16 protein-coding genes are annotated in these 17,904 nt (G+C 73.7%); 9 read left to right on the forward strand and 7 right to left on the reverse strand.

The window, feature by feature from the left end; translation table 11 throughout:
- Window positions 1-6: 6 nt before the first annotated feature.
- From G3T38_RS02840 to G3T38_RS02850, 3 genes are read right to left on the reverse strand one after another with little or no spacing between them, the layout of a single operon-like run.
- Complete coding sequence (locus tag G3T38_RS02840) at window positions 7-816, reverse strand: DNA-formamidopyrimidine glycosylase family protein (protein ID WP_163770524.1); 810 nt, start codon at window positions 814-816, stop codon at window positions 7-9.
- Window positions 809-5,536, reverse strand: coding sequence for an ATP-dependent helicase (locus G3T38_RS02845; protein WP_163770525.1), 4,728 nt, complete (start codon window positions 5,534-5,536; stop codon window positions 809-811). The genes G3T38_RS02840 and G3T38_RS02845 overlap by 8 nt, the downstream gene beginning before the upstream one ends.
- 60 nt (window positions 5,537-5,596) lie before the next feature.
- Window positions 5,597-6,127, reverse strand: coding sequence for a GNAT family N-acetyltransferase (locus tag G3T38_RS02850; protein ID WP_163770526.1), 531 nt, complete (start codon window positions 6,125-6,127; stop codon window positions 5,597-5,599).
- Between the two features lie 121 nt (window positions 6,128-6,248).
- On the opposite strand from G3T38_RS02850, the gene G3T38_RS02855 reads away from it, so the two are divergent.
- The 8 genes from G3T38_RS02855 to G3T38_RS02890 all read left to right on the forward strand — a co-directional run bounded on the left by G3T38_RS02855 (window position 6,249) and on the right by G3T38_RS02890 (window position 12,285).
- Window positions 6,249-6,884 (forward strand): DinB family protein, encoded by a 636-nt coding sequence (locus G3T38_RS02855; RefSeq protein WP_338037421.1) that lies wholly within the window; start codon window positions 6,249-6,251, stop codon window positions 6,882-6,884.
- Window positions 6,881-7,075, forward strand: coding sequence for a DUF3046 domain-containing protein (locus G3T38_RS02860; RefSeq protein WP_163770528.1), 195 nt, complete (start codon window positions 6,881-6,883; stop codon window positions 7,073-7,075). The genes G3T38_RS02855 and G3T38_RS02860 overlap by 4 nt, the downstream gene beginning before the upstream one ends.
- On the forward strand, window positions 7,072-8,394 hold the full coding sequence (locus G3T38_RS02865) for an MFS transporter (RefSeq protein WP_338037422.1): 1,323 nt from the start codon (window positions 7,072-7,074) through the stop codon (window positions 8,392-8,394). Before G3T38_RS02860 ends, G3T38_RS02865 begins: the two co-directional genes overlap by 4 nt.
- Before the next feature lie 215 nt (window positions 8,395-8,609).
- Entirely contained in the window at window positions 8,610-9,647 is a 1,038-nt protein-coding gene (gene recA, locus G3T38_RS02870) for a recombinase RecA (RefSeq protein WP_163770529.1), read from the forward strand.
- A gap of 1 nt (window position 9,648) precedes the next feature.
- Window positions 9,649-10,257, forward strand: a complete 609-nt coding sequence (locus G3T38_RS02875) for a regulatory protein RecX (protein WP_163770530.1) — start codon at window positions 9,649-9,651, stop codon at window positions 10,255-10,257.
- A 41-nt stretch (window positions 10,258-10,298) separates the two neighbouring features.
- Window positions 10,299-11,147 carry a PPK2 family polyphosphate kinase gene (locus G3T38_RS02880; protein ID WP_338037423.1) on the forward strand — a complete coding sequence of 283 codons (849 nt, stop codon included), beginning with the start codon at window positions 10,299-10,301 and terminating at the stop codon, window positions 11,145-11,147.
- A complete protein-coding gene (locus G3T38_RS02885; protein WP_163770531.1) occupies window positions 11,144-11,908 on the forward strand; it encodes a HipA family kinase in 765 nt (254 codons plus the stop codon). Before G3T38_RS02880 ends, G3T38_RS02885 begins: the two co-directional genes overlap by 4 nt.
- A complete protein-coding gene (locus G3T38_RS02890) occupies window positions 11,905-12,285 on the forward strand; it encodes a DUF3037 domain-containing protein (protein WP_338037424.1) in 381 nt (126 codons plus the stop codon). The genes G3T38_RS02885 and G3T38_RS02890 overlap by 4 nt, the downstream gene beginning before the upstream one ends.
- 177 nt (window positions 12,286-12,462) lie before the next feature.
- On the opposite strand, the gene G3T38_RS02895 is transcribed toward G3T38_RS02890, so the two are convergent.
- The 4 genes from G3T38_RS02895 to G3T38_RS02910 all read right to left on the reverse strand — a co-directional run bounded on the left by G3T38_RS02895 (window position 12,463) and on the right by G3T38_RS02910 (window position 16,001).
- Window positions 12,463-13,206: a sirohydrochlorin chelatase gene (locus G3T38_RS02895; protein WP_163770532.1), complete on the reverse strand. Its 744-nt coding sequence runs from the start codon at window positions 13,204-13,206 to the stop codon at window positions 12,463-12,465.
- Window positions 13,207-13,328: 122 nt separating this feature from the next.
- Window positions 13,329-14,069, reverse strand: a complete 741-nt coding sequence (locus G3T38_RS02900; protein WP_163770533.1) for a phosphoadenylyl-sulfate reductase — start codon at window positions 14,067-14,069, stop codon at window positions 13,329-13,331.
- Window positions 14,066-14,281 carry a hypothetical protein gene (locus G3T38_RS02905; RefSeq protein ID WP_163770534.1) on the reverse strand — a complete coding sequence of 72 codons (216 nt, stop codon included), beginning with the start codon at window positions 14,279-14,281 and terminating at the stop codon, window positions 14,066-14,068. Before G3T38_RS02905 ends, G3T38_RS02900 begins: the two co-directional genes overlap by 4 nt.
- Window positions 14,274-16,001, reverse strand: a complete 1,728-nt coding sequence (locus G3T38_RS02910; RefSeq protein ID WP_163770535.1) for a nitrite/sulfite reductase — start codon at window positions 15,999-16,001, stop codon at window positions 14,274-14,276. Before G3T38_RS02910 ends, G3T38_RS02905 begins: the two co-directional genes overlap by 8 nt.
- 441 nt (window positions 16,002-16,442) lie before the next feature.
- On the opposite strand from G3T38_RS02910, the gene G3T38_RS02915 reads away from it, so the two are divergent.
- Window positions 16,443-17,876: a glycine hydroxymethyltransferase gene (locus G3T38_RS02915; RefSeq protein ID WP_163770536.1), complete on the forward strand. Its 1,434-nt coding sequence runs from the start codon at window positions 16,443-16,445 to the stop codon at window positions 17,874-17,876.
- The last annotated feature ends 28 nt before the right edge of the window (window positions 17,877-17,904 follow it).

The following is a 17,904-nucleotide window of genomic DNA, read 5'->3' on the forward strand; positions in this document are numbered from 1 at the left end:
CTGCGCTCAGCCCTCGGGCTGGCAGTGGGGGCACCAGTACGTCGACCGCTCGCCCCGCTCCGGCGCGTCCGTCTCCGCCCGCATCACCACCTGCACCGTCGTGCCGCACCGACGGCACGGGTCGCCGGCGCGCCCGTAGACCCACAGCTGCTGCCCGCGGCGCAGCACGCCGGTCGTGCAGCGTGAGGAGCGCTCGCGGTTGGCGTCGAGCATGGCCTGGGAGCGGGCCAGCAGACGAGGCAGGTCCGGCACCGCGGCCACCGGCCGACGCGGGTGGATCCCCATGACGAAGCAGATCTCGTTGACGTAGACGTTGCCGATCCCGGCGAGGTTGCGCTGGTCGAGCAGGGCCTCGACGAGGGGGCGCTCCGACCGCTCGCGGAGCCGCCGCTCGGCCTCGGCGGGGTCCCAGCCCGGGCCGAGCAAGTCGGGCCCGAGGTGGCCGACCACGTCGTCCTCGTCGCTGGTCGGCAACAGGTCCACGACCCCGAGCGCGAAGCCGATCGCCTGCACGGGACCGGCGGTCAGCACGACGCGCGCCTGGTGGGCGGGCCGGCGCCACCGGCCGTCCCGCGCGGTCGTGGTCTGCCAGATGCCCTCCATCTTGAGGTGCGTGTGCAGCGTCCAGGCGCCGCTCGCGTGCTCGAGGCGCGTGAGCAGGTGCTTCCCCCGGGGGATGGTGCCGGCGTACCGCGCCCCGTCGAGGTCGGCCGTCGCGTACCGCGGCACCCGCAGGTCCACCCGGTCCAGCACCCGTCCCTCCAGCGCCCGGTCGAGTCGCCGCGCCGCCTGCAGGACGGTGTCGCCCTCAGGCACGGAGACGCAACCCCTTGGGGCTCGCCACGAAGCCCGCGGCGTCGAGCGCGGCCCGCACGGGTGTGTCGCGGGCGCCGCCGAGGAGCTGGGCGCCGTCGGCCTGCTCGACCGTCATCCGGCCGAGGGCACCGCGCTGCACCGCGCCGGCCAGTGCGTGCGCCGCACGCCCGAGCGGATCGGCCTCCGCGGTGAACGTCAGCAGGGTGCGGCCTCCGCGCTCCACGTAGAGCACCAGCTCCCCGTCGACCGTCACCACGAGGGCTCCGGCCTTGCGTCCGGGACGGTGGGCGCCGACCGGTGGCTCGCCCGCAGCAGGCTCCTCCCCGCCGCGCCCGACGGTGCCGGGCCGGTCGGGCCAGGGCAGGGCAGCGCCGTACGGGTTCGCGGGATCCGTCGCGGCGAGGACGTACGTCGCCGGTTCGCCCGCAGCACCGTCGACGCCCCCGGCGGGCTCGGCGAAGGTGCGGAGCCGATCGACGGCGCCGGTGGTGCCGAACTGGGCGGCCCCCAGACCCGCGACGAAGTAGCCCCGCCTGGTGCGTCCCGACTCCTCGAAGGCGGACAGCACGCGGTAGGCCCCGGCGAACCCGCCCGGCAGCCGCTCCGCGACGACGGCACCGCGGGTGACGACACCGTGTCGGGCGAGCAGCGCCTCCGCCGAGGCGTGGCCCCGCCGCGTCGCGTCCTCGTCGACCGGGGGCAGCGCCGCCCACCGCCCGCTCGTCGCGGGGCCGGCCATCCCGGCGGCGCGGGAGCCCCCGCCGGCCCCCGCGCGACCGGGGCGGGGCGGGAAGGAGCGGCCGCTGCGAGTGCGCGGGGCACGTCGCGCCGACCGGTGGGCACCCGTGCCACCCAGCCGTCCGCGGAGGGGCGCGAACGTGTCGTTGGTGACGCGTCCCGCCCAGACCAGGTCCCAGAGCGCGCCGGCGAGAGCCCCGTCGTCCGTCGTGCCGACCGCGTCGCCGAGCTGGCGGAAGAACCAGGCACCGCCCGGGGCGAGGGCGGCGAGCACGGCGTCGTGCAGCTCCGAGGCGTCGTGGGGGGCAGGCAGCGGGAGGGTCAGGTCCGCCGCGTCGACCGGCTGGAGGGTGACCCAGCCGTCCGAGCCGGGCAGCGCACCCTGTCCCGCCCACACCACCTCGCCACCGGCGGTGAGCTCGTCGAGCATCGCGGGGGCGTAGTCGCGCACGCGGGCAGGGAGCACCAGCGACTCCCACGCACTCGCCGGGAGCGCGCACCCGGCGAGCTGGTCGATCACGGTGAGCACCCCGTCGACGCCGTGGAGCCCGCCGCGTCGGCCGGCGCCGCGGGGACGTGGCGCGCCGGGGCGGGCACGGCCGTCGCCGGGCTCGGGCGACGGAGCGGCCGCGACCTGCTGCCAGGCCGGCAGGAAGCGCGCGAGGGCGGCAGGGTCGACGGGCTCGACCTCCTGGCGGAGCCGCGCCAACGAGCGGCGTCGGATCCGGCGCAGCACCTCGTTGTCGCACCACTCGGCGCCGCTGCCGCCCGGACGGAACTCGCCGTCCGTGACCCGTCCCTCCGTGCGCAGGCGCTGCAGGGTGGTGTCCACGACCGCGGTCCCCAGACCGAGCCGCGTGGCGACGTCGGCGGTCGTGAAGGGTCCGTGGGTGCGGGCGTACCGCGCCACCAGGTCGCCGAGCGGATCGGCCACCGGCTCGGCGAAGACCTGGGCGACGCCCGGCGGCACCGCGACCCCGAGGGCGTCGCGCAGCCGGCCGACGTCCTCCACCACGGCCCACCGCTCGTCCCCGGCCATCCGCACCTGGACCGCCCGGCGGGCGTCCGCCAGGCTGCGCAACCAGTCCGCGGCCGCCCCGGGCTCCGTGACGCGTGCGGCCACCTCCGCCTCGCTGAGCGGACCCACCACGCGGAGGAGGTCGGCCACGCCCTCGGCGTCCCGGGCGCCCCGGTCGGCCGTGGTGCGCTGCAGCTCGTGCTCGACCTCGGCGATCACCTCGGGGTCGAGCAGGTCCCGCAGCTCGGTGCGGCCGAGCAGCTCCGCCAGCAGGGCCGGGTCGAGGGAGAGGGCGGCCGCGCGCCGCTCCGCCAGGGGCGAGTCGCCCTCGTAGAGGAACTGCGCCACGTACCCGAACAGGAGCGAGCGGGCGAACGGGGACGGCGACGACGTGTCGACGTCGACGACCTGCACCTCGCGTCGGTCGACGCGCCGGTGCAGCTCGAGCAGCGCCGGCAGGTCGTAGACGTCCTGCAGGCACTCGCGCACGGTCTCGAGCACGACGGGGAACGACGGGTACTTCGCCGCGACCTCCAGCAGCTGCGAGGCACGCTGCCGCTGCTGCCACAGCGGCGACCGGCGGCCCGGCTGGCGGCGGGGGAGCAGCAGTGCCCGCGCCGCGCACTCGCGGAACCGCTGGGCGAAGAGCGACGAGCCGCCGACCTCGGTGGTGACGATCGCCTCCAGCTCCTCGGGCTCGAACACGAGCACGTCGCCGCCCGGCGGGTCCTCCCCGGTGTCGGGCAGCCGCACGACGATGCCGTCGTCGAACGCGTGCGCCTGGCCGTCGACGCCGTACCGCTCTCGCACCCGCGCGTTGATCGCCAGCGCCCAGGGGGCGTGGACGGGGATCCCGTACGGCGAGTGCAGCACCAACCGCCAGTCGCCGAGCTCGTCGCGGAACCGCTCGAGGACGAGCGTGCGGTCGCTGGGCAGCACCGTCGTCGTCGCGCGCTGCTCCGCGACGTACGCCACCAGGTTGCCGGCGGCCCACTCGTCGAGACCGCTCTCGACGGCGCGGGCGACGGCCTGCGGCTCGGGGAGCGCGCCCAGCTCGCGGTGGAGCGCGCCGACGGCGGCTCCCAGCTCGGCCGGGCGGCCGGGGGAGTCGCCGTGCCAGAACGGGAGCCGACCGGGCACGCCGGGCGCCGGGGTGACGAGCACCTGGTCGTGGGTGATGTCCTCGATCCGCCAGCTCGTCGCGCCGAGGGCGAACACGTCGCCCACCCGCGACTCGTAGACCATCTCCTCGTCGAGCTCCCCGACACGGCGTCCGGGACCCTTCCCGCGCTCGTCGCCCCCGACGATGAAGACGCCGAACAGGCCGCGGTCGGGGATCGTGCCGCCGCTGGTGACCGCGAGGCGCTGCGCGCCCGGGCGGGCGGTCAGGTTGCCGGTCACGCGGTCCCAGACGAGACGGGGACGCAGCTCGGCGAACTCGTCGGACGGGTAGCGGCCGCTCAGCAGGTCGAGGGTCGCGTCGTAGGCGCTGCGCGGCAACGTCGCGTACGGCGCCGCCCGACGCACGAGGGCGAAGAGCTCGTCGACGTGGGCGGGCTCGAGCGCCACGGCGGCGACGACCTGCTGCGCCAGCACGTCGAGCGGGTTGGACGGCACCCGCAGGGACTCGATCGAGCCCGTGCGCATCGAGTCGACGGCCACGACCGTCGGCGCGAGGTCGGCGCGGAACTGGGGGAACAGCACGCCGTGGGACACCTCGCCGACCTGGTGACCGGCGCGTCCGACCCGCTGCAGCGCGCTCGCCACGCTCGGGGGCGAGCCGATCTGGACCACGAGGTCCACCGCACCCATGTCGATGCCCAGCTCGAGGCTGCTCGTCGCGACCACGCAGGGGAGGCGCCCGCTCTTCAGGTCGTCCTCGATGATCTCGCGCTGCTCCTTGGACACCGATCCGTGGTGGGCGCGGGCGACGAGAGCGGCGGCACCGGTCGTGGAGCCGGACTGGCCGGCCAGCTCGGCGGGGGGACGTGAGGGGGCCCGGGTCTCGGACCCCTCTCCGGCGTCGCCCTCCCGGGCCTCGGCCCGCTCCTGCGCCAGGGTGTTGAGCCGTGCCGTGAGGCGCTCGGAGACCCGGCGCGAGTTGGTGAAGACGATCGTCGAGCGGTGCGACTCCACGAGGTCGAGCACGCGCTCCTCCACGTGGGGCCAGATCGAGGTGGCCGCACGTCCGGAGTCGGGATCGTCCTCGTCGTACTCGCCCGGGGCCGTCATGTCCTCGACGGGCACGACCACCCCGAGGTCCCACTGCTTCTGCGAGGGCGGCGCGACGACCTCGACGGGACGGCCACCGGCGAGGAAGCGCGCCACCTCCTCGATCGGCCGCACGGTCGCGGACAACCCGACCCGCTGGGCCGGTTGCGGCAGGAGCGCGTCGAGGCGCTCGAGCGTGAGCGCGAGGTGGGCGCCGCGCTTGCTGCCCGCGACGGCGTGCACCTCGTCGACGATGACCGTCTCGACGCCCCGCAGCGCCTCGCGCGCCTGCGAGGTGAGCATGAGGAAGAGCGACTCCGGCGTCGTGATGAGGATGTCGGGCGGGCGGGTGCCGAGGCGACGGCGGTCGGCTGCCGAGGTGTCGCCGGAGCGCACGCCGACCTGCACCTGCGGGACCTCCACGCCGAGCCGCTCGCCGGTGGCGCGGAGGCCGACCAGCGGGGTGCGCAGGTTGCGCTCCACGTCGACGGCGAGCGCCTTCAGCGGCGACACGTAGAGCACCCGGCACCGGTGGGCCGGCTCCTCCGGCGGGGGCGTCGTCGTCAGCCGGTCGATCGCCGACAGGAACGCCGCGAGCGTCTTGCCCGAGCCGGTGGGAGCGACCACGAGGGCGTGGCTCCCGGAGCCGATCGCGTCCCAGGCCCCTTCCTGCGCGGGCGTCGGCGTCGCGAAGGCAGCCGTGAACCACGCCTGGGTCACCTCGGAGAAGCGGGTGAGCGCGGATGCCGACATGCCGTTCATCCTTGCAGCGTGCACCGACAGTCCTGACGGGCCGCCGTGCCGCCGCGCGGATCAGTCCACGATCGCGTCCCCCGTGGGCATGTTGACGAGCATGCGCTGGTAGAAGGCCATGTCGAGCCACTGGTCGAACTTGTTGCCGACCTCCTTGAACTCGCCGACCTTCGTGAAGCCGCACGCGACGTGCAGCCGCTCGCTGGCGGGGTTCGGCAGGGCGACCGCCGCGATGGCCGTGTGCACGCCCGAGACCGCCATCGTCTGCAGCAGGGCGGGGTAGAGCAGCCGGCCGATCCCCCGGCCGCGCACCGAGTTGTCGAGGTAGATGGAGGTCTCGCGCGTCAGGTCGTAGGCGGGTCGGGGCCGGAAGGACCACGAGTAGGCGTAGCCGACGACGTCGTCGGCACCGTCCACCGCGACGATGAGGTGGTCGCCGGGGTGCTGCCCGTCGAGACGCTCCCGCCAGTACTCGCGGTCGGGTGGCTCGAGGTCGAACGTCGCGAGGGAGTGCTCGACGGCGTGGTTGTAGATCGCCGAGATCCGGGGGAGGTCGTGCTCGTGGGCGGACCGCGTCGCGTAGTCGTCCATCCGGCCATTCTCCCCCCGCGCCCGGCCCGACGCGCCGGAAGGGGGCCTGCGGCAGTGTCCTGCTGCTCGTTGGCAGCGTCCGCGCTCCCCGGCGGCAGCCGGCCCTGCGATCATGGGCCGCGTGAGAGAGGTGACCACCGCTGAGCCCTTCGTCGCGGCCGACGCCGACACCAAGGACTGGACCTGGGTGCTGGAGCGTGCCTGCGCCGCGTGCGGCGTCGACGCCGGGTCCGTCCCGCTGACCGCCGTCCCCCGGCTGCTCGACGAGGCGGCCGCGGCGTGGACGGCCGTGCTCGGCAGCGGCGGCAGCGGCGGCAACGGGAGCGACGGGGACGAGCGCCTGCGGCGACGCCCTCGACCGGGGGTGTGGTCCACCACCGAGTACGCCGCGCACGTCCGCGACGTGCACCGCGTCTTCGACGAACGGTTGGCTCTCGTGCTGGGCACCACCGGCGAGGACGTGGCCACGTTCGCGAACTGGGACCAGGACGCTGCCGCTGCGGTGGGACGCTACGACCTCGACGAACCCCGGCAGGTCGCGCACGACCTCGCGGCGGCCTCGGCGCGGGTCGCGGACCGCTACGCCGCCGTCCGGCCCGAGGACGCGGGGCGGCGGGGCATCCGCAGCAACGGGTCCGCCTTCACGGTGACGACGCTGGCGCAGTACCACCTGCACGACGTCCTCCACCACCTCCACGACGTCGGTGCTCCGGTGCCGGCGACCGCGTTGCCCACCACGGACGGGAGCACGGCGTGAGGCACACCGAGTTCTGGAGGCGCCTGGAGTCGGCCCTCGGTCCGGCCCGGGTCCGCTCGTGGGCGAGCAGCCACGTCATGCCGGCCCTCGGCAACCGCACGGCGGTCGAGGCCCTGGAGGCGGGGGAGGACCCCAAGGCCGTCTGGGCCGTCGTGCACCGCACGCTCGAGCTGCCGGAATCCGAGCGGTGACGGCGGGGTCGGACGCCGCCGCCCCGGTCGTGCCGTTCCCCGGAGGTCCCGAGGAGGCCACGCGGGTGCAGCGGCGCACGGTCCTGGTCCTGGTGCTGGCGCAGGCCGTCGGTGCCGTGGGCATCACCATCGGCATCGCCACGGCCAGCCTGCTGGCCCGTGACCTGTCCGGCTCGGACGCGCAGGCCGGTCTCGCGCAGACCGCCCAGGTCGTCGGGGCGGCCGCCGCGTCGTACGTGCTCGCGGGTCTGATGGCGTCGCGGGGACGCCGCCTGGGACTGCTCGCGGGGATGCTGACGGGAGCGGCGGGCGCCGCGCTCGCCGTCGTCGCGGGCGTGGTCGGGTCGATGGCGCTGCTGCTCGTGGGGTCCGCGCTCCTGGGGGCGATGACGGCGGCGAACAGCGGGTCGCGGTACGCCGCGGTGGACCTGGCCGCGCCGCTGCGGCGTGGCCGGGCCCTGTCGCTGGTGGTGTGGGCGACGACGATCGGTGCCGTCGCCGGCCCCAACCTCACGGGGCTCTCGGGGTGGATGGCCGCCCGGATCGGCGTGCCCGAGCTGACTGGGCCGTTCGTCGTCGGGGCGGTCGCGATGCTGCTGGCCGCGCTCGTGGTCGGCGTGGGTCTCCGCCCCGACCCGCTGCTGACCGCGCGGAGGCTGGCGGCGATCGGTGCCGAGCCGGCCGTCACCCGTCGCCGCGGCATCGACTGGACGGTGGTGCGCGAGGTGCTGGCGACCCGCCCGGCGGTGACCGCCGCCGTGGTGGCGCTGTCCTGCGCGCACGCGGTGATGGTGGCCGTGATGGTGATGACCCCGCTGCACATGGAGCACGGCGGGGCCGAGCTCGACGTCATCGGGCTCGTCATCAGCATCCACGTGCTGGGCATGTTCGCCTTCTCCCCGCTCGTCGGCCTCGTGGCCGACCGCTGGGGACGAGGGCCGGCGCTCGGCACCGGCGCCGCCGTGCTGCTCGTCTCCCTGGGGCTCGCCGGAACGTCGCCCGAGGGGCACTCCTGGCACATCGCGACGGGCCTGTTCCTGCTGGGACTGGGCTGGTCGTTCGCGACGGTGGCGGCGTCGACCGCGATCGCGGACGGCACGCCGCTCGAGGCGCGCACGGACGTGCAGGGCGCCTCCGACATGGTCATGGGCCTGACGGCCGCCGTCGGGGGCGCGCTGGCCGGCGTCGTGGTGGGGGCCTGGGGCTTCGGCTGGCTCGCGGCCGGGGCGGCACTGCTGGTGCTCGTGCTCTTCGGCGCGGCCGCGGTGACGGTACGCGCCGGAGCGGTGCCCGCGGACCCGCAGCACGACGCGTCCTGAGCACCTGCGCGACACGCCGTGCGCCGGAGTCGCCCGTCGAACACGTGTTCGTCTACGCTTGCTGTCCACAGGCACGAGTTCGGGCCGGGTTCTCCCCAGGCGTCGCGCGGCGCTCAGGGTTGTCAGTGGCTCGGCCTAACGTCGTGCTCATGAACTCACGCGGTGGCCGCCGGCCATCGAACGACTCGGGCGGAGCCCGGAGGGAAGGACACACCATGGCTGGTGCAGACCGCGGCAAGGCGCTCGACACGGCGCTCGCGAGCATCGAGAAGCAGTTCGGCAAGGGCTCCATCATGCGGCTGGGCGACGACACCCGTGCGCCGCTCGAGGTCATCCCCACGGGGTCCATCGCGCTCGACGTCGCGCTCGGCCTCGGCGGTCTCCCGCGGGGCCGCGTCGTGGAGATCTACGGTCCGGAGTCCTCCGGAAAGACGACGGTCGCGCTCCACGCCGTGGCGAGCGCCCAGCGCGCGGGCGGCATCGTGGCGTTCATCGACGCCGAGCACGCGCTCGACCCGGAGTACGCGAAGAACCTCGGCGTCGACACCGATGCCCTCCTGGTCTCGCAGCCCGACTCCGGCGAGCAGGCGCTCGAGATCGCCGACATGCTCGTGCGCTCCGGCGCCCTGTCCCTCATCGTCATCGACTCGGTCGCGGCGCTCGTGCCCAAGGCCGAGATCGAGGGCGAGATGGGCGACAGCCACGTCGGCCTCCAGGCCCGTCTCATGAGCCAGGCGCTCCGCAAGATGACCGGTGCCCTCAACGGCGCCAACACGACCGCGATCTTCATCAACCAGCTGCGCGAGAAGATCGGCGTCATGTTCGGCTCGCCGGAGACCACCACCGGTGGTCGCGCGCTGAAGTTCTACTCGTCGGTGCGCCTCGACGTCCGCCGGATCGAGACGCTGAAGGACGGCACCGACATGGTCGGCAACCGCACCCGCGTCAAGGTCGTGAAGAACAAGGTGGCCCCGCCGTTCAAGCAGGCCGAGTTCGACATCATGTACGGCAAGGGCATCAGCCGCGAGGGCGGCCTGATCGACGTCGGTGTCGAGGCGGGCCTCGTCCGCAAGGCCGGTGCCTGGTACACCTACGACGGCGACCAGCTCGGCCAGGGCAAGGAGAACGCTCGCAACTTCCTGCGCGACAACCCCGACCTCGCCGACGAGCTCGAGAAGAAGATCCTCGAGAAGCTGGGCGTGGGCCCGCAGGTCGACCAGCCGGCCGAGCCGCTCGGCGTCGACGACTTCTGACATGACGGCCCGAGCGGCCGGATCGCGTGGTTCCGGCGCGGACGCTCCGGGGGACGACCCCTGGGCGCCGCCGCCGGAGGACGAGGCCGTCGCGGTTCCCGACGCGGACGTCGAGCAGGTGGCGCGCACCATCCTGCTCGACCAGCTGACGGGTCGTGCCCGCAGTCGCCAGGAGCTGGCGACGAAGCTGGCGTCGCGGGACGTCCCCGAGGAGGTCGCGCACCGTCTGCTCGACCGCTTCGAGGAGGTCGGCCTCGTCGACGACGCGGCCTTCGCCCGCTCCTGGGTGGAGGGCCGTCGCTCGGCGAAGGGCCTCGCCCGGCGCGCGTTGGCGCAGGAGCTGCGCCGCAAGGGCGTCGACGACGAGGTGGCGCGCGAGGCGCTCGCGGAGGTCGAGCCCGACGACGAGACGGAGACGGCACGCGTGCTGGTGCGCAAGAAGCTGCGTTCCATGAGCGGCCTCGAGGCGCCCGTGGCCACGCGACGGCTGGTCGGCATGCTGGCGCGCAAGGGGTACGCGCCGGGCACGGCGTACAGCGTGGTGCGCGAGGAGCTGGCCGCCCGCGGTGACGACGTCGACGAGCTCGACGATGCCGGCGAGGCCGACTGAGCACTGCTCCGGCCCCGCGTGCCGGATGGGATAGTGGCCGGGTGGATCTCTCCTCCCTGCGCCTGCGGCCGGGTCCCGTCGACCTCGCGTCCCACCCCACGTCCGGCTCTCCGTGGTTCGACGGCGACAAGGCGGCGGGCAAGGAGGCGCTCGCCACGGTGGCTGCCGAGCTGTCCGACCTGCAGGAACGCCTCGTGGCGACCGGCCGCTCCCACGGTGCGGGGGCGCCCAGCGTGCTGCTGGTCCTCCAGGGCATGGACACGTCCGGCAAGGGCGGCACGGTGCGCAAGGTCTTCGGTCTGCTCGACCCGCAAGGCGTGCGGGTCGCCTCCTTCGGTGCGCCGACCCCGGACGAGCTCACCCACGACTTCCTGTGGCGCGTCGCCCCGCGGCTGCCCGGTCCAGGACAGGTCGGTGTCTTCGACCGCTCCCACTACGAGGACGTGCTGGTCGCGCGGGTCCGCTCCCTCGCGCCGCCGGAGGAGATCGAACGCCGGTACGGCGCGATCAACGACTTCGAGGCCGGTGTGCGGGCCGGTGGCACCCGCCTCGTGAAGGTGCTGCTCCACATCTCGCCGGACGAGCAGAGGTCGCGTCTGCTGGCGCGGCTCGACGACCCGGCGAAGCACTGGAAGTTCTCGCCCGCCGACATCGACGACCGCGCCCTGTGGGCGGACTACCAGCGGGCCTACGAGGTCGCCCTCGAGCGCACGCACCGCGAAGACGCGCCGTGGTACGTCGTGCCCGCGGGCTCGAAGTGGTACCGCAACCTGGTGGTGGCCCAGCTCCTCCGTGACGAGCTGCGCGCGCTCGACCTGAGCTGGCCGTCGGCGTCGTTCGACCCGGACGAGCAGCGTCGCCGCCTCACGGAGCAGGACCCGCTCGCGTGATCCCGGTGCAACGGGTGACGCGGTACGTCACGCCGCTCCGCGAGGGAGGCAGCCTCCCGGGCGTGGTCGAGGCCGACGACCTCGGCACCTACGTGTGCAAGTTCCGGGGTGCCGGCCAGGGGCTGCGGGTGCTCGTCGCCGAGGTGCTCGTCAGCGGCCTGGCCCGCCGGCTCGACATCCGCACCCCTCGACTGGTCGGTCTCGACCTGGCCCTCGACCTGGCGCGCTACGAGGCCGACGAGGAGGTGCAGGACCTCCTCCGCGCGAGCGTCGGACTCAACCTGGGCGTCGACTTCCTGCCCGGAGCCTTCGGGTTCGACCACGCCGAGCCCCAGGACGCGGAGGCGGCCGCGCGCATCCTGTGGCTCGACGCGTTCACGGCCAACGTCGACCGCTCGTGGCGCAACCCCAACCTCCTGCGGTGGCACGGGGACGTCTGGGCCATCGACCACGGGGCGTCGCTCTACTTCCACCACGCCTGGGCCGGCGGCATCACCGATCCGGCGCGGTTCGCCGCCCAGCCCTGGAGCATCGCCGACCACGTCTTCGCCGACCGCGTCGCGGACCTCCCGACCGCCGACGACGCCGCGCGCGCCGTGCTGGACGAGGGCGTGCTCGCGGACATCGCCGCCGAGGTGCCTGACGCGTGGCTCGAGCCCGTGGCGGGCGCCGAGGAGCCGGAGGCAGTGCGCGCGGCGTACGTGCGCTTCCTCGCCGCGCGGCTGGGCTCGCGCTCCTGGCTCCCGGGGGCAGGTTCGTGAGCGCGGCGATGCCGTACCAGTACGTGGTGCTCCGCTGCGTGCCGCGCGTCGACCGCGAGGAGTTCCTCAACGTGGGCGTGGTCCTCTACTGCGAGGAGGCACGCTTCCTCGACGTCGCATGGTCGGTGGACGAGACCCGCCTCGGTGCAGCCTTCCCGTCGCTCGACCTCGCCGCGCTCTGCCGCGCGCTCGAGTTCGTCGCGGGTGTCTGCGCGGGTGACGACCGCGGCGGCTCGGCGGGCTCGCACCCGATCGGCACCCGCTTCGGCTTCCTCAAGGCGCCACGGAGCACGGTGGTGCAGCCCGGGCCGGTCCACGGGGGCACGACGACCGATCCCGCCGGCGACCTCCGGCGTCTGCTGCAGCACGCCGTCTGACCCCCCGGCCCTCCACCCGAGGTGGAGGGTGACGGGGCGGCACTTTCCCCGGTCGACCGGGGAACACGCCACTTCGCCCATCAACGTTGATACGCGAAGCGGCACTTTCCCCGGTCGGCCGGGGAAAGTGCCGCTTGGTCCCTGTGGACGCGGAAGGGGCCGGAGGGCCCCCGGGGCTCAGACGGGGACGAGCTCGACGGCGCCGACGGCGTACCGCGCGAGGATCGTGCGCGCGACCTCGGGGTGCGCGCCCAGCGGGTCGGAGACCGCGACGGCTCCGGCCTCGAGCGCGAGCTCCGCCGAGCGGTCGGCGAGGAACCCCGGTGCGAGGAACAGCGAGGCGACCGCGATGTGACGGCGCCCCTCGGCGCGGAACGCCCGGACGGCCTCGCCGGTGGCCGGCGGGGCGGTCGACGCGAACGCGGCGGTCACGGGCAGCTTGTGCCGGGCGCCCCAGACGCGGGCCAGGCGGGCGACGGCCTGGTTGGCGAGCGCGTCGCTGGAGCCGGCGGCGGCGAGGACCAGCGCGTCGAGCTCTCGGACGCGCGCGGAGCGCAGCGCCGAACGGAGACGCTCGTCGAGGATCTGCAGGAACGCGGTCTCCAGGCCGAGGATGCCGGCGGCGCGGATGCGCAGCCCCTCGTGGCGGGCCGTGGCCTCCGCGATCGCGGCGGGCACGTCGACCTTGGCGTGGTAGGCGTCCGACAGGAGCAGCGGCACGACCACGATCTCCTCGTGACCGGCGCGCACCAGGCGGTCCACGACGGTGTGGAAGCCGGGCTTCGACAGCTCGAGGAACGCCGACTCGATCCGCAGGTCCGGGCGCTGGGACCGCACCTCGGCGACGAGGGCATTGATGGTGGCGGCCGATCGGGGGTCGCGGCTGCCGTGGGCGAGGGCGATGAGTGCAGGGGCGGCCATGGTGGCCTCCTTCCTGGGGCTCCGGGCCGACGCGGCCCGGTGGGGGTGGTGCTGAGGTCGAGGGGCACGCGCGTCCGGGGTGAGCGTGCCGTGCAGGTGCTGCGGGTCGGCCGGAGCCGGCATCACATGTGGATGCCGCACTCCGTCTTGTTCGTGCCGGCCCAGCGACCGCTCCGGGGGTCGTCGCCGGGTGCGACACGACGCGTACACGGCCAACAGCCGATCGACGGGTAGTTGTCGTACACGAGCGGGTTGACCAGCACCCCGTTGTCGGCGATGTAGGTGTCGACGTCCTCGTCGCTCCACCGCGCGATCGGGGAGACCTTGACCTTCTTCTTCTTCGCGTCCCAGCCGACGACCGGGGCGATGACCCGGTTCTTCGTCTCGGCGCGGCGCAGGCCGGTGGCCCACGCGTCGTACCCGTCCAGGGAGGTGCGCAGCGGCTCCACCTTGCGGAGCGCGCAGCAGAGGTCGGGGTCGCGCTTGAAGAGCTCCGGGCCGTGCTCCGCGTCCTGCTCGGCGACGGTCTGCTTCGGCTCGATGGTGATGACGTTGACGTTCATCGTCGCCGCGACCGCGTCGCGGGTGCCGATCGTCTCCGCGAAGTGGTAGCCCGTGTCGAGGAAGACCACGTCGATGCCGGGGGCGACCTTCGCGGCCAGGTGCGCGACGACGGCGTCCCCCATCGAGGAGGTGATGCAGAAGCGCTCGCCGAACGTGGCGAAGGCCCACTCGATGATGTGCTCGGCGGGCGCCAGCTCCAGCTCGGCGCCGACGTGCTGCACGATCTCGCGCAGCTCCTCGGACGTGCGGCCGGCGGTCTCGCTGCCGCGGTTGGCGCGGGCGGCGCTGGTGGCGATCATGCGGTGGCTCCCTTCGAGGAGGTCGAGCCGACGCCCGCGGGGCGGGCGAGCTGGCCGACGTAGCGCAGGGTGAAGGCGCGGAGGCATGCTCGGCATTCCCACGCACCGGCGGGGGAGGAGACCTGGCCCGTCTCGGGGTCGGTCACCTCGTGGGGCCGGAGGTCCTCGTCGGCGCAGTAGGGGCAGTGGTAGGGGGCGGCGCGCTCAGACACGGGCCACCTCCTTCTGCTCCGCACGTGACTGCTCGCCGCGCAGACGTGCCTCGTCGGCGCGCACGACCCAGGTCGCGAAGCTCTCGTCGGGCTCCCGCTCCTCGAGGTACGCCGTGACGACCGCCGTGATGTAGTCGTCCAGCCCCGCGCTGGTCACCTTGTGGGCGCGCAGCTTGCGACCGAAGTTGGCGTTGAGGCCGGTCGCGCCCCCCAGGTGCACCTGGAAGCCCTCGACCTGCTCGCCGTGCTCGTCGAGCACCAGCTGGCCCTTGAGCCCGAAGTCGGCGACCTGGGTGCGGGCGCACGCGTTGGGGCAGCCGTTGATGTTGACGGTGATCGGCACGTCGAGGTCGGGCACCCGCTGCTCGAGCGACGCGATGAGGTCGCGGCCCCGGTCCTTGGTGTCGACGATCGCCAGCTTGCAGAACTCGATGCCGGTGCAGGCCATCGTGTTCTGGCGCCAGTTCGAGGGACGTCCGTCCAGCCCGATGGCGGCCGCGGCGTCGAGGAAGGCCTCGACCTGGTCGGCGTCGACACCGAGCACGACGATCTTCTGGTACGCCGTCAGTCGGGCGCCGGCCGCGCCGTACTCCTCGACGAGGTCGCCGAGCGCGGTGAGGATCGTGCCGGAGACCCGCCCGACGGTCGGGGCGAGCCCGACGTAGAACTTGCCGTCCTTCTGGCGGTGCACGCCGATGTGGTCGGCGGGTCGCACGGGCACCTCGGGGGAGGGGGTCGAGACCAGCTCACGCTTCAGGTACTCGGTCTCGAGCACCTCGCGGAACTTCTCCTTGCCCCAGTCGGCCAGCAGGAACTTGAGCCGGGCCTTGGAGCGCAGGCGGCGGTAGCCGTAGTCGCGGAAGATGCTCGCGACGCCCTCCCAGACGTCGGGCACCTCGTCGAGCGGGATCCACACGCCGAGCTTGTGGGCCAGCATCGGGTTGGTCGAGAGGCCCCCGCCCACCCACAGGTCGAAGCCGGGGCCGTGCTCCGGGTGCACCGTGCCGACGAAGGACACGTCGTTGGTCTCGGGGGAGACGTCGTGGCCCGGGTGGCCGGTCAGGGCCGTCTTGAACTTGCGGGGGAAGTTCGAGAACGCCGGGTCGCCGATGTAGCGCCGCTTGATCTCCTCGAGCGCGCTCGTGCCGTCGATGATCTCCTCCTCGGAGACGCCGGCGACCGGCGAGCCGAGGAAGGGACGCGGGGAGTCGCCGCAGGCCTCGAGCGTGTCGAGCCCGGCCGCGTCGAGGATCTCCCAGATCGTCGGGACGTCCTCGACGCGGATCCAGTGGTACTGGATGTTCTCGCGGTCGGTGACGTCCGCGGTGTCACGGGCGAACTCGGTGCCGACGCGGCCGAGGGCCCGCAGCGCGTCGGCCGAGAGGAGGGCGCCGTCGGAACGGACCCGCATCATGAAGAAGCGGTCGTCGAGCTCCTCCTCCTCGAGCGTCGCCGTCTTGCCGCCGTCGAAGCCGGGGGCCCGCTGCGTGTAGAGGCCCATCCAGCGGAAGCGACCACGCAGGTCGGCCGGGTCGATCGAGTCGAAGCCGCGCTTGGAGTAGATGTTGATGATCCGCGCCCGCACGTTGAGCGGGTTGTCGTCCTTCTTGGACTGCTCGTTCTTGTTCAGCGGCTCCGTGTAGCCGAGCGCCCACTGGCCCTCGCCGCGCTTGCGGCGGGGGGTGGCGGCACGGGGGGCGGGAGTTGCCGGGGAGTTCACTGCAGTCTGTCCTTCGCGGGGATGTCGGACCGCGGGCAGCGCTCACGCCGATGAGGCGTGGAGGGATGGTGGCCTGCCGGCGACCCGGACGAGTTCGGGGTCGGGGCGCGCGCTCGGGCGGGGGTGCGGGAGCGCGCGGACGAGGGAAGTCAGGAAGGCCAACACATGGAGCTGCGCGTGCGCATGAGGTCCACGTGGCGTCGAACCACGAGGTACGCGTGCGTCGCAGCAGAGATCATGGGCAGGAGTCTCATCCTGCGGACGCCCTTCCCACAACCACGAATCTCATGATGTGGGATTCACGTCCATGATGCGGACGCGAGGTGCCGCCACCAGCGCTTTCACGCCCTCGGTGAGGCTCAGGTCACAGTCCCGTGACCTCCGGGGCCCGTCTTGTCCGACGAATCGACGGTAGGTCACGGGCTCATTACGCTGACGCCCATGACCGACCTGATCAGCAGCACCTACTCCCAGGCTCTCGAGGTCATCGCCTCGGTGGAGCCGCGCGTCGCCGAGGCGACCCGGGCCGAGCTGGCCGACCAGCGCGCCTCGCTCAAGCTCATCGCCTCGGAGAACTACGCCTCGCCGGCGGTGCTGCTGACGATGGGCACCTGGCTCAGCGACAAGTACGCCGAGGGCACGGTCGGTCACCGCTTCTACGCGGGGTGCCAGAACGTCGACACCGTCGAGTCCCTCGCGGCCGAGCACGCCCGCGAGCTGTTCGGCGCGGAGTACGCCTACGCCCAGCCGCACTCCGGCATCGACGCCAACCTCGTCGCCTTCTGGTCGATCCTCGCCCACCGCGTCGAGGGCCCGTGGCTCGAGAAGGCGGGCGCGAAGAACGTCAACGACCTCACCGAGGCCGACTGGGAGCAGCTGCGCAACGAGCTCGGCAACCAGCGACTCCTCGGCATGAACCTCGACGCCGGCGGCCACCTCACCCACGGCTTCCGCCCGAACATCAGCGGCAAGATGTTCCACCAGCAGCAGTACGGCACCGACCCCGAGACGGGCCTGCTCGACTACGACGCCGTGCGGGCGAAGGCGAAGGAGTTCCGGCCGCTGATCCTCGTGGCGGGCTACTCGGCGTACCCCCGCCGCGTGAACTTCGCCAAGATGCGCGAGATCGCCGACGAGGTCGGCGCCACGCTCATGGTCGACATGGCGCACTTCGCCGGTCTGGTCGCCGGTGGTGTGTTCACCGGCGAGGAGGACCCGGTGCCCTACGCCCACGTCGTCACCACGACCACCCACAAGTCGCTGCGTGGTCCCCGCGGAGGCATGGTGCTCGCCACGGAGGAGTACGCCCCGAGCGTCGACCGCGGCTGCCCGATGGTGCTCGGCGGCCCGCTGCCGCACGTGATGGCCGCCAAGGCGGTCGCGCTGGCCGAGGCCCGCCGGCCGGAGTTCAAGACCTACGCTCAGCAGGTGGCCGACAACGCCCAAGCGCTCGCCGAGGGCTTCCTCACCCGCGGCGCCACGCTGGTCACCGGCGGCACGGACAACCACCTCGTGCTCGTCGACGTCTCCTCCTTCGGCCTCACGGGCCGCCAGGCGGAGTCGGCCCTGCTCGACGCCGGCATCGTCACCAACCGCAACTCGGTCCCGGCCGACCCGAACGGCGCCTGGTACACCTCCGGCATCCGCCTCGGCACCCCGGCGCTGACCACGCGCGGCTTCGGCAAGGACGAGTTCGACCGGGTCGCCGACCTCGTCGTCGACGTCCTCCGCAACACGGAGGCCGGCACGACGAAGGCCGGCGCGGCGTCGAAGGCCTCCTACGTGCTCGCCGACGGCATCGCCGACAAGACGCACGCCGCGTCCGCCGAGCTGCTCGACAAGCACCCGCTCTACCCGGGCCTCGAGCTGTCCTGAGCCCGGGTTCCCGCCGGCGGGGCGAGCC

This window comes from Nocardioides zeae, assembly GCF_010686755.1.
GTDB lineage: Bacteria > Actinomycetota > Actinomycetes > Propionibacteriales > Nocardioidaceae > Nocardioides > Nocardioides zeae.